Source organism: Azospirillum rugosum (assembly GCF_017876155.1).
Lineage (GTDB): Bacteria > Pseudomonadota > Alphaproteobacteria > Azospirillales > Azospirillaceae > Azospirillum > Azospirillum rugosum.
The window spans coordinates 1-10,403 of sequence record NZ_JAGINP010000051.1 but is presented as its reverse complement, the minus strand read 5'-3'; the positions used below and the strand labels follow the sequence as shown (position 1 = coordinate 10,403).

Annotated in this window: 12 protein-coding genes and 1 tRNA gene; 1 reads left to right on the top strand and 12 read right to left on the bottom strand. The window is 68.9% G+C overall.

Features of this window, described 5'->3' with window-relative positions; all coding sequences use genetic code 11:
- Nucleotides 1-91 precede the first annotated feature (91 nt).
- The 10 genes from J2851_RS35240 to J2851_RS35195 form a co-directional block, all read right to left on the bottom strand.
- Complete coding sequence (locus tag J2851_RS35240) at nt 92-724, bottom strand: LysE family translocator (RefSeq protein ID WP_209774003.1); 633 nt, start codon at nt 722-724, stop codon at nt 92-94.
- A gap of 74 nt (nt 725-798) precedes the next feature.
- Nucleotides 799-1,446, bottom strand: coding sequence for an MORN repeat-containing protein (locus tag J2851_RS35235; RefSeq protein WP_209774002.1), 648 nt, complete (start codon nt 1,444-1,446; stop codon nt 799-801).
- Nucleotides 1,447-1,546: 100 nt separating this feature from the next.
- Nucleotides 1,547-2,005 (bottom strand): molybdenum cofactor biosynthesis protein MoaE, encoded by a 459-nt coding sequence (locus J2851_RS35230; RefSeq protein WP_209773999.1) that lies wholly within the window; start codon nt 2,003-2,005, stop codon nt 1,547-1,549.
- On the bottom strand, nt 2,002-2,724 hold the full coding sequence (locus J2851_RS35225) for a hypothetical protein (protein WP_209773996.1): 723 nt from the start codon (nt 2,722-2,724) through the stop codon (nt 2,002-2,004). The genes J2851_RS35230 and J2851_RS35225 overlap by 4 nt, the downstream gene beginning before the upstream one ends.
- A 9-nt stretch (nt 2,725-2,733) precedes the next feature.
- Nucleotides 2,734-2,985 (bottom strand): molybdopterin converting factor subunit 1, encoded by a 252-nt coding sequence (moaD, locus tag J2851_RS35220; protein ID WP_209773993.1) that lies wholly within the window; start codon nt 2,983-2,985, stop codon nt 2,734-2,736.
- A complete protein-coding gene (gene moeA / locus J2851_RS35215; RefSeq protein ID WP_209773990.1) occupies nt 2,985-4,250 on the bottom strand; it encodes a molybdopterin molybdotransferase MoeA in 1,266 nt (421 codons plus the stop codon). Before moeA ends, moaD begins: the two co-directional genes overlap by 1 nt.
- A gap of 136 nt (nt 4,251-4,386) precedes the next feature.
- The gene (gene mobB, locus J2851_RS35210) at nt 4,387-4,908 is read right to left on the bottom strand and encodes a molybdopterin-guanine dinucleotide biosynthesis protein B (RefSeq protein WP_209773987.1); all 522 of its coding nucleotides are present in this window, start codon (nt 4,906-4,908) and stop codon (nt 4,387-4,389) included.
- A 139-nt stretch (nt 4,909-5,047) separates the two neighbouring features.
- Complete coding sequence (gene pgsA / locus J2851_RS35205; RefSeq protein WP_209773984.1) at nt 5,048-5,659, bottom strand: CDP-diacylglycerol--glycerol-3-phosphate 3-phosphatidyltransferase; 612 nt, start codon at nt 5,657-5,659, stop codon at nt 5,048-5,050.
- Between the two features lie 48 nt (nt 5,660-5,707).
- Nucleotides 5,708-7,681: an excinuclease ABC subunit UvrC gene (gene uvrC, locus J2851_RS35200; RefSeq protein WP_246501143.1), complete on the bottom strand. Its 1,974-nt coding sequence runs from the start codon at nt 7,679-7,681 to the stop codon at nt 5,708-5,710.
- Between the two features lie 329 nt (nt 7,682-8,010).
- Nucleotides 8,011-8,781 (bottom strand): SDR family oxidoreductase, encoded by a 771-nt coding sequence (locus J2851_RS35195; RefSeq protein WP_209773981.1) that lies wholly within the window; start codon nt 8,779-8,781, stop codon nt 8,011-8,013.
- 83 nt (nt 8,782-8,864) lie between these two features.
- On the opposite strand from J2851_RS35195, the gene J2851_RS35190 reads away from it, so the two are divergent.
- Nucleotides 8,865-9,668 (top strand): hypothetical protein, encoded by an 804-nt coding sequence (locus tag J2851_RS35190; RefSeq protein WP_209773979.1) that lies wholly within the window; start codon nt 8,865-8,867, stop codon nt 9,666-9,668.
- Here J2851_RS35190 and J2851_RS35185 read toward each other — a convergent pair.
- Both J2851_RS35185 and J2851_RS35180 read right to left on the bottom strand, forming a co-directional pair.
- Entirely contained in the window at nt 9,665-10,072 is a 408-nt protein-coding gene (locus J2851_RS35185) for a hypothetical protein (protein WP_246501142.1), read from the bottom strand. The two genes, J2851_RS35190 and J2851_RS35185, sit on opposite strands and share 4 nt — an antisense overlap.
- A 100-nt stretch (nt 10,073-10,172) precedes the next feature.
- Nucleotides 10,173-10,249, bottom strand: a tRNA-Met gene (locus J2851_RS35180).
- Nucleotides 10,250-10,403 lie beyond the last annotated feature (154 nt).

Genomic DNA, 10,403 nt, shown 5'->3' with positions numbered 1-10,403 from the left:
AATAGCTGCGACCCATGATCCACCTCCAACTACGGTGAATCACACCAGCCGCCCAAGCGCAACCCGCGATTCGGATTTCAGGCGCGATGCTCTAAAGTCGGCGGGCGAGCGCAAGCAGCCCGCCGGCGCCGATCATCAGCCCGCCGGTCAGGCGGTTCAGCGTCCGGGTCGCCGTGGCGCTGGAGAGGCGGGAGGCGATGCTGTTGCCGCCGGTGGCGTAGGCCATGATCCAGCCGAACTCGACCACCACCATGACGGCGACCAGTGCGGCGAGCTGCGGGCCCAGCGGGGCCGACGGCTCGATGAACTGTGGGAACAGCGCCGCCATGAAGACCAGGGCCTTGGGGTTGCTGAAGGCCACGAACAGGCCGCGCAGGAACAGGCGCAGCGCCGACCCTTCCTCGACCGCGGCGCCGTTGGCGCCTGTGCCTCCCGGCTCCGCCGGCGCGCGCCAGGACGCGATGCCGAGCCAAGTCAGGTAGCCCACGCCCAGCCACTTCACCGTCAGGAAGGCCGGTTCCGACGCCTGGAGCAGGGCGCCGAGGCCGAGCACCGACAGGGTCGCCAGGATGGTCAGGGCGACGCACATGCCGAGCCCGCCCCAGGCGGCACGGCGGACGCCATAGCGCAGGCCGAGGCTCATCGCCAGCAGCATGTTGGGGCCCGGCGTCATCGACACCACGAAGGCCGTCACCAGAAAGAAACCGAGCGTCTGCCAGCTCATCGCCATCTCCTCGAATGGGACGTGATGGGACCATGGTGGCTTCGGCTTGGCAATTGCGCCGGGCGCAGGTCTGCCTATCGATTGGGCATGGCCCGGCCGAACGGCGGCCGCTCCGACAGGCGGAGGTCCGGGACGGGCGACGGCTCCCGCAGCCACTCGTCCAGCGTCCGGGGCTGCCGCTGCGGCGGCCGGGTCGTCGGGATGTCAGCCGCTTCGGACCCTCGGGACGGGCCGAGCATTGCGCCGGGCCACACGTTCCCCGCCCCGTCGACACGCGCGCTGTAACGGATGCCCAGGGAGGAGATGAACTCTCCCTGCCCGGTCGGCCGATCATGGTCGAAGGCGCCGACGTAGCGGTGCCCCTCCGGGAAGGTCAGGATGCCGGGGCCGGAGGCCTGCCCGCGCCGAAATCGTCCGGTGAAGGCCTTCCCGTCCTCCCATTCCATTCGGGCCGGGCCTTCGAGCCGCCCGTCGGCGAAGCCGCCCTCCGCCCAGCCCGCCGGCGCGCCGTCGCGGTACCATTCCAGAACGCCGCCGCCATGGGCGAACCCCTTCCGGCATGGTCCCGTCCAGCGCACGGTGTCGCCGTCCCCCGGCTGCTGGAGCCGAACCCGGCAGCCGCTCTCCCGGTCGGTGAGAACCGTTTCCGCGACGCTCCCTCTGGCGACGGCCAGGATGGTCAGCAGGGCGCAGGCCGCGAGGAGAACGGGGCTGGTTCGCATGGTCGGTCCCTCCGGATCCTCGCGTCATGGCGAGGCGGAGAGCCTAGACCGGCGGATGGCCGCGGGCTGTGGCCCACGCCTCATCCCATGTCGGATTCGCTCAGGATTCCTTGGCCCAGCGCGCCGCCGCGTCGTCGTCGGAGCCCTTCGCCTCAACCCAGCGCTCGCCTTCCGGCGTGGCTTCCAGCTTCCAGAAAGGCGCCTTGGTCTTCAGCCAGTCGATCAGGAAATGGCAGCTGTCGAAGGCGGCGTCCCGGTGGGCGCTGGCGGTGGCGACCAGGACGATCTGGTCCCCAGGCTCCAGCCGGCCATAGCGGTGGATGATCAACGCGTCGTCCAGCGGCCAGCGGGCGCGCGCCTCCGCCTCGATCGCCTCCAGCTGCTTCTCGGTCATGCCGGGGTAGTGCTCCAGCGTCATGGCGCTGACCTCCGCACCGCCGGCCATGTCGCGCACCAGCCCGACGAACAGGGTCACGCCCCCGATGGACGTCCTGCCGCGCGTCATGGCGGCCAGCTCGGCCCCGACGTCGAAATCCTCGCGCTGCACCTTCACCGTCACGGCACCGTCCCCCCATTCCCCGCGAAGCGCAGGGCGTTCAGCGTGAAGCCCCAGTTCGTGGTCACCCAAATCTCTTCCTCGGGCCGCAGATTGCGGTCCTGGATCGCCAGACAGACCCGCCCGGCGATGTAGCCGAACAGCACCAGTCCGACCTCCTCCACCCAATCCTCCAGCGCGCGGCAGAGGTCGAGCAGCTCCGCCGGGATCGCGCCCCGCGTCAGCGCGTCGGCGTTGCGCTGCTTGAAGAAGGCGGCGTCCGCGCCGTAGTTGCGCAGCAGGATCTGCGCCTCGTCCCGCACGCGGGCGCGGTTGCGCGCCGGGTCGGGGTCGAGCGCAATGCCCTCCGCCAGGGCATCCAGCCCTGGTACGAACATCAGCCGGACGATCTGCGTGCGCTCCGACACCACGCCGTCGGCCCCGGCGTAGACGCCGTCTACCTCGTACATGGTGTAGCCCTGAATGCCCGACGAAAGCCGCGCGGCGATCCGGTCCATGTTGCCCGCCAGCTCCGGCCAATGCCGATCCAGCAGCCGGACGATGTGCGCCCGCGTGTGCGCGTCGGCCAGCCAGGAGCGGATGTTCGCCGCGTCGAAGGCGTCGGTCAGCGTGTCGTACAGCACGCCCTGGAAGTCGGCGCGCTTGGGCAGGTACAGCTCCGCCTGCAAGCCATGCTCGGGCGGTTGGTACAGGTACTGGCGGAGCGGGGTGGAACCGGCCAAGGGGTGGCCTCAGCCGCCCGTCACGGGCGGGAACAGCGCGACCTCGTCGCCGGCCGACACCGGGTGGTCGTAGGCCACATGCTCCTGGTTCACGGCGACCTTCACGACCTTGGAGTTGGCGAGCGCGTCGGCGTGCTTCGGGCTGCGGGTCTTCAGCCACTCCACCAGGGTGCCGACGTCCGTCACCTCCGCCGGCGGGTCGAACGTTTCGGTCGCCACGCCGATCTTGGACCGCAGCCAGGCGAAATAGAGGACCTTCATCACCGAACCTCACTGAAAGGCAGGAAATCCACGGCCATGCCGGGCTCGACGCGGGTGACGTCCTCCGGCAGCTCGACCAGCCCGTCGGCCTCGACCATGGAGGACAGGATACCCGCGCCGTCGCGCGGGTGCTTGACCGCGGTCAGGACGCCGTCCGCGGCGCGCGCGAGCGTCGCCCGCACATACTCCCGACGGCCGGCCTTCTTCTTGTAGGTAAATCCGGCGCGCAGCGGGAACAAGGCCGGCGCGTCGTCGGCCGCCCCCATCAGGCGCAGCAGGATCGGCCGCGCGATGCGCAGGAAGGTGACCATCACCGCCACCGGGTTGCCCGGCAGCCCGACGAAGACCGCACCCTTGATGGTGCCCAGCGCCACCGGGCGGCCCGGCTTGATGGCGAGCCGCCAGAAATGCAGCGCGCCCTGCGCCTCCACCGCCGCCTTGACGTGGTCCTCCTCCCCCGTGGACATACCGCCCGACGTGATCAAGGCGTCGTGCCGCTCCGCCGCATCGCCCAGCGCGTCGCGGATCGCATCGCGCCGGTCGGGCAGGATGCCGAGATCCGTCACCGCGCAGCCCAGTTGATTCAGCGCGGCGATCAGGGCGAAGCGGTTGGCGTCGTAGATGCAGCCGGCGTCGAGCGGCACGCCCGGCTCCCGCACCTCGTCGCCGGTTGAGAAGACGGCGACGCGCAGGCGCTGGCGCACCGCCACGTCCCGCCGGCCGAGCGAGGCGAGCAGCCCGATATCCTCCGGCCGCAGCCGCCGGCCCGACGCGAGCACGGTGGCGTCCTTGCGCATGTCCTCGCCGGCCAAGCGGCGGTTGGCACCGCGCTTGATGCCCGCGGGAATCGCGACGCGGTCGCCCTCGGAGTCGCTGTCCGCCTTGCAGTCCTCCTGCATCAGCACGGTGTCGAAGCCGGCCGGCATGGGGGCACCGGTGAAGATGCGCACCGCCTCGCCGCGCCGCCCCGCCCGCCCGAGCGCGTGGCCGGCGGCGACGCGGCCGGTCACCGGCAGAACCGTGGTCCCGTCGGGCGCCAGGTCGTCGAAGAAGACGGCGTAGCCGTCCACCGCCGAGTTGTCGTGCGGCGGCACGTCGAAGGGCGCCACCACATCCTCCGCCAGCACCCGGCCCAGCGCCTCGGCAAGCCCGACTCGTTCGATTCCCGCCACGGGCCCGACGCGCTCCGCCAGCAGGGCAAGCGCCTTGTCCACCGCCATCATCTCGCCGCCGAAGGCGAAGCAATCGTTGCTGAGCTGAGCCATGGGGTCACTCTAATCCGCGGGTGCCGTCGCTGCGAAGGCCGTTGTGATCATCTTGCGTCGGCCGGCGTGAAGATTTCACCACAGAGACACGGAGACACAGAGAAGGCACCACTCCGTGTCTCTGTGTCTCTGTGGTTCACAGGATTCCTCTAATCGCGCTCTTCAGCCCGCAGCGCTTCACGATGAAGGTGGCCACCGCCTCCTCGTCGTTGAGGTCGAGCACCGGGACCGGCGCGCCCGGCACGGGCCCGTCGCTGGCGACCGCGACGATGGAAGGATCGTCGCGGGCGATCAGCGACTTGCCGACCGACTCGCGCCACACCTCGATCTTCTCATGCGGCTCCCGCTTGAAGCCCTCGATCAGCAGAAGGTCGACCGGGGAGATCTTCGGCAGAAGCTCATCCAGCGTCAGTTCCGGCTCGTCGTCCCGGATCTCGTGCATCAGCGCCCACCGCCGGGGCGAGCTGACCAGAACCTCCGTCGCACCCGCCATCCGGTGGTTGTGGCTGTCCTTGCCGGGATGATCGATGTCGAAGCCCTTGTGGGCGTGCTTCATCGTCGAGACGGTCAGGCCGCGGCGGATCAGCGCGGGGATCAGGCGGACGATCAGGCTCGTCTTACCGCTGCCGCTCCACCCCGTCAGACCGAACATCTTCATGGAAGCCCCTATCCTCCCGCATGCCGCCCCGTGGTCCCGGGGCTGTTGGCCGTCACACTGTTGGCCGTCACATAGCAGAAACACGCGGGCCTGCGAACGGACAAACCTATCCGGGGGAATGCCGCGGGATGGAAAAGGCTCAGCCCGGCGTCCGCGCCGGGTTCGCGGGGGCACTCTTCGGCGTTTTGGCTGGCTGGTGCGCCATCATGTGCTTCAGCCCGGCGCGCATGTAGTCCCAGCCGGTCACGAAGGTGAGAATCGCCGCCACCCAAAGACCCAGCGTCCCGATGAGAGTGACCGGGATCTCCAGCGGGCCGTAGTCGCCGACGATCAGGAAGCCCAGCGCGACCATCTGGATCGTCGTCTTCCACTTGGCGAGCCAGGTCACCGGAACGCCGACGTTCAGTCCCGCCAGATACTCCCGCAGGCCGGAGACCAGCACCTCGCGCAGCAGGATCACCACGGCGGCCAGGACCGAGACGCCAACCAAGCGCTTGAAGGCGACCAGCATGATCAGCGTCGCGGCGACCAGCAGCTTGTCCGCGATGGGGTCCAGGAACTTGCCGATGACGCTTTCCTGCTCCCACGCGCGGGCGAGGTAGCCGTCGAAGTAATCGGTGATGCAGGCCGCGGCGAACAGCCCGCAGGCCGTGTAGGCCGCCCAGGCTTCCGGCACGTAGAACAGCCCGACCACCACGGGAATCACCACGATGCGCGACAGGGTGAGCAGGTTCGGCAGGCTGGTCAGCATCGATCAAAACTCGAAAAGCGGATGGGTCGCGGGCCGGGCGGGCTCATTCTAACCATCGGAATGGAAATGATCGTATATCTTTTTCGCAACGGCCTTGCTGATCCCTTCCACAGCCTCCAGATCGGCCAGCCCGGCGCGCGATACGGCGACCGCGCTGCCGAAATGGTGCAGCAGCGCCTTCTTGCGCGACGGGCCGATGCCCGGGATTTCGTCGATCATCGATTTGCCGAGCGCCTTGGTGCGTTTGGCCCGGTGCGTGCCGATGGCGAAGCGGTGTGCCTCGTCGCGCAGCCGTTGCAGGAAATACAGGACCGGGTCGCGCATCTCCATCTGGAAGGGCGCGCGGTCGGGCATGAAGAAGCGCTCCCGCCCGGCGTCGCGGTCCGGCCCCTTGGCGATGCCGACCAGCGGCACGTCGTCGATGCCGAGTTCGGCCAGAACCTCCAGCGCCACGTTCAGCTGCCCCTGCCCGCCGTCGATCAGGACCAAGTCCGGCCAGGTGCCCTGGGTGCGCTCCGGATCCTCCTTGACCGCGCGGCCGAAGCGGCGGGCCATCACCTCGCGCATCATGGCGAAGTCGTCGCCGGCCGCCCCCTCCGTCTTGATGTTGAACTTGCGGTAGGCGTTCTTGATGAAGCCCTCCGGCCCCGCCACGATCATGGCGCCGATGGCGTGCGCGCCCTGGACGTGCGAGTTGTCGTAGACCTCGACGCGCTGCGGCGGGCCGTCCAGCCCGAAGACCGCCGCCACGCCCTCCAGCAGCCGCGCCTGGGAGGAGCTTTCAGCCAGCCGGCGCCCGTGCGCCTCCCGCGCGTTGGTCAGCGCGTGTTCCACGATGCGCCGCTTGTCGCCGCGCTTGGGTTCGGCCAGTTCCACCTTGTGGCCGGCGCGGAGCGACAGCGCCTCCGTCAGCAGGTCCAGTTCCGGCAGCTCGTGGCTGACGAGCACCAGGTTGGGGGCCGCCTTGTTCTCGTAGAACTGGGCGATGAAGGCGGCCAGCACCTCCTCGATCTCGGCGGACTTGTCGTGGCTGGGAAAATAGGCGCGGTTGCCGTAATTCCGCCCACCACGGAAGAAGAAGACCTGGATGCAGGTCACCCCACCCTCGGCGTAGGCGGCGATGACGTCCGCGTCCTCGATCACGCCCTCGACGTTGATGTCCTGGTGCGCCTGCACGGCGGTCAGCGCGCGGATACGGTCGCGATAGCGCGCCGCCGTCTCGTAGTCCATGGCCTCCGCGGACTCGGTCATCCGGGCCGCGAACTCCGTCTGGATGTCGCGGCTCTTGCCCGACAGGAAGGCCCGGGCCTGGTTGACCTGGGCCTGGTACTCCTCCGGGCTGACGCGGCCGACGCAGGGCGCGGTGCAGCGCTTGATCTGGTATTGCAGGCAGGGCCGCGTGCGCGACGCGAAGACCGTGTCGGCGCAGTTGCGCAGCAGGAAGGCGCGCTGCAACGCCGTGATGGTGCGGTTGACGGCGCCGGCCGACGCGAAGGGCCCGAAATAGTCGGCGTCCCGCGACCGCGCGCCGCGGTGCTTGGTCAGCTGCGGATAATCGTGGTCCTTGGTGATCATGATGTGCGGGAAGGTCTTGTCGTCCCGCAGCAGCACGTTGTAGCGCGGCATCAGCCGCTTGATCAGGTTCGATTCGAGGAGGAGCGCCTCGACCTCCGTGTGGGTCGTGACGAACTCCATGGTCTCCGTCTCCGACACCATGCGCTGGAGGCGCACAGGCAGGCGGTTGACCTGGGTGTAGTTGAACACCCGGCGCTTCAGGTTCTTCGCCTTGCCGACATACAGGACCGTGGAGTCGCCGGCGAGCATCCGGTAGACGCCGGGCGTCTGCGGCAGGGTCTTCAGATGCTCGCGGATCACCTCGACGCCGCGCGCCAGGTCGGCCGGGCGGCGGCGCGCGCGAGACGGCGCGGCGTCGTCCTGCGGCGGAGCGGTGTCCGGCGACAGGGCGTCGGCGGAAGGCTCTGAAAGGGCGAGTTCCGTGTGTTCGGGTGGGGTGTCGGCCATGGTGCGAATGTCGTCGAGCGGACCGGCCGGGTCAACCGCCCCCTCGCCGGAAGAGTTAAATCCGATGGGGTGCTCCCCGGGTGGATATCCACGACTCTTGTGGATAAGTGTGTCGATAACCCAAGGGTTACTGCGTTTGGAACGAGACGCCGCAAGGGGTTCCTGGCGTCTGCCCAATTTTTGAGCAACACCGACAACCTGTTGATTTCATTGCGTATCATTCCGGCAGGAAATGCCGTTTCGTCGCTGAACAGAAAAATGCCGGGGGCACGGTTCCGCCTCTTGCGAAGCGTCGCAGGTCTGTGTAAAAGGCGCGGTCACGCGGCGGTCTATTCGATTGGGACGAAGCCTCGGGTGGCCTGCGCCCAGCCCAGATGCTCCCCTCCGTCCAGCGCGATCATCTGCCCGGTCACCGCCGGAGCGTCGATCAGGAAGCGGAGGGCGGCGCAGATTTCTTCCGGCGACGTGCCGCGCTGCAGCGGCGTCGAATCGCGCTGCTCCGCGAACTCCTCCTCCGTCTGGCGTACGTTGCGCAGGGTCGGGCCGGGCCCGATGCCGTTGACCCGGATGCGCGGGGCCAGGGCCAGGGCGAGCGTCTGCGTGAGCGTCCAAAGGCCGGCCTTCGACAGCGTGTAGCTGATGAAGTGCGGGGTCAGGTTCCACACCCGCTGGTCCAGGATGTTCACGATCAGCCCGCGCTCCTCGGCCGGCAGTTGTGCCGCGAAGGCTTGGCTGAGCACGAAGGGCGCGCGCAGGTTGGATTCCATGTGGCGGTCCCAGGACTCGCGCGTCACATCCGCCACCTCGTCCCGTTCGAAGCGGGAGGCGTTGTTGACGAGCAGGGTCAGCGCGCCCAGCCGCTCCGCGACCGCCGGCACCAGCCTCTGCACGTCCGATTCGCGCTCCAGGTCGGCGTGGAACGCCGCGGCGACACCGCCGCGCTCCGCGATCTCCGCGACGACGATGTCGGCGTCCTTTCGGGAATTCAGGTAATGAACCCCGACCGCCCAGCCCTGGGCCGCGAGATCGAGCGCGATGGCCCGCCCGATCCGCTTTCCGGCACCTGTGACCAGGGCCGCTTTCCTCTTGATCTCGACCATGCCGCCATAGGTACCCTGCCCCCGATTTTGGTCAAGGGGCCAGTTTCCGGAGCCTGATTCTGGACGAGGGGAGGTGACGGAGTTTGCTGCTCGAAGCGCTTGAATATCTGACCACGCCCTGCCCGCCCCTGGCCCGCCGTCACGGCTATCTGGCGGAGATGGTGGCGCTCGGTGCCCGGTATCGGCGCCAGCGGACGGCCTGGGCACCGCACGTCGCATCCTGCCATCGTTTCATCGCCGACGCGGTCTGTGACCTCCCCAGGGGCGGGCGAGCGCTGGTCGTGGGCTCGGGCCGGCTGATCGAGGTTCCACTGCCCTTGCTCGCGGAACGTTTCGACGAGGTGGTGCTCGTCGACATGCTCCATACCTGGCCCGTCCGCCGGGCGGCGCGTCGGCTTGGCCATGTGCGCCTGCTGACGATCGACGTCACCGGCGCGCTGGCGGCGCTGGACCGGCTGCCGGCGGGCAACCTGCCGCTGCCGGCCCCGGTGCCGCCCGACCTTCCCGGAGAGCGCTTCGCCTTTGCGGTGTCCTGCAACCTCCTCTCGCAGCTTCCCGTCATGCCGCTGGCGGTGATCGACCGGACGCATCCCGGCACTCCGGACGCTGCGCGGACAGCTTTCGCCCAGGCACTGCTGCACGGCCACCTTGCTTGGCTCGCTCGCGTCGCCCGCTGGCCGGCGCTGTATTCCGACATCGCAAGCCTGTGGGTGAGGGACGGCCAAGTGGTCGGCCGGGAGGATTCGCTGTGGGGGCTTCGCCTCTCGGAACCGGATCGTCGCTGGACCTGGGACATCGCTCCAACGCCGGAGGAAGACACTCACCATGACCTGCGCCATACGGTCGGGGCTTGGCTCGATGCGTCGGCGCTTGCGGACGCCACCTAGGCTCCTGCACGCGGACCACGCGTGCAGGTCGCGCCGATGCCACGCAGCGCTTGGCGCAGGCGCCCGACGCTGTCGCGGTCCGGCAGCGTGTACCATGTCACGGTGACCGCGACGGGCGCGCCGCGCCGCAGACCATGGACGTCGCCGGGCGCGGTCTCGATCACGCGTCCCTGCGCCCCGATGAACCACCGCCAGCGATCGCCACCCTCCGTCACCTGGGACTGCCAGATCTCGCGCGCATCGCGGAAATAGGCCGCGCCACCGGCGTCGGCGGGATCGGCGTAGAGGTACAGCGGATTCTCGGGCGACAGGGAAAGCAGCAGATGCTGCACCGACCGGGGCCCGCCGGTGCGGATGATGGCATCGGGAAGCGGTTCGTCACCACCCTGGGTATAATCGAACATCGTGGAAGCGTTCCGCAATCGACGCCCGCGCCGACATGACACAGTTGCAAGCGAAAGGCCGGCCCCGTTTCCAGGGCCGGCCTTGCCGAGCAGACAAATTTGGTTGCGGGGGCAGGATTTGAACCTGCGACCTTCAGGTTATGAGCCTGACGAGCTACCGGGCTGCTCCACCCCGCGGGTGTGGGGTCGGGACGCTGTGAGGACGCGTGCAAGTGACGGTGTTTGGCCTGTCCAATCGGGTGGCTTGGCGTGTGCCGTGGTGACCTGGCGGCGACCTACTCTCCCACGTCTTGAGACGCAGTACCATCGGCGCTGAGGCGTTTCACGGCCG

Bases quoted from the DNA above. Each gene is read 5' to 3' on its own strand.
- J2851_RS35240 (WP_209774003.1), bottom strand. From the start codon at position 724: ATGAGCTGGCAGACGCTCGGTTTCTTTCTGGTGACGGCCTTCGTGGTG.
- J2851_RS35235 (WP_209774002.1), bottom strand. From the start codon at position 1,446: ATGCGAACCAGCCCCGTTCTCCTCGCGGCCTGCGCCCTGCTGACCATC.
- moaD (WP_209773993.1), bottom strand. From the start codon at position 2,985: ATGAAGGTCCTCTATTTCGCCTGGCTGCGGTCCAAGATCGGCGTGGCG.
- moeA (WP_209773990.1), bottom strand. From the start codon at position 4,250: ATGGCTCAGCTCAGCAACGATTGCTTCGCCTTCGGCGGCGAGATGATG.
- mobB (WP_209773987.1), bottom strand. From the start codon at position 4,908: ATGAAGATGTTCGGTCTGACGGGGTGGAGCGGCAGCGGTAAGACGAGC.
- pgsA (WP_209773984.1), bottom strand. From the start codon at position 5,659: ATGCTGACCAGCCTGCCGAACCTGCTCACCCTGTCGCGCATCGTGGTG.
- uvrC (WP_246501143.1), bottom strand. From the start codon at position 7,681: ATGGCCGACACCCCACCCGAACACACGGAACTCGCCCTTTCAGAGCCT.
- J2851_RS35195 (WP_209773981.1), bottom strand. From the start codon at position 8,781: ATGGTCGAGATCAAGAGGAAAGCGGCCCTGGTCACAGGTGCCGGAAAG.
- J2851_RS35185 (WP_246501142.1), bottom strand. From the start codon at position 10,072: ATGTTCGATTATACCCAGGGTGGTGACGAACCGCTTCCCGATGCCATC.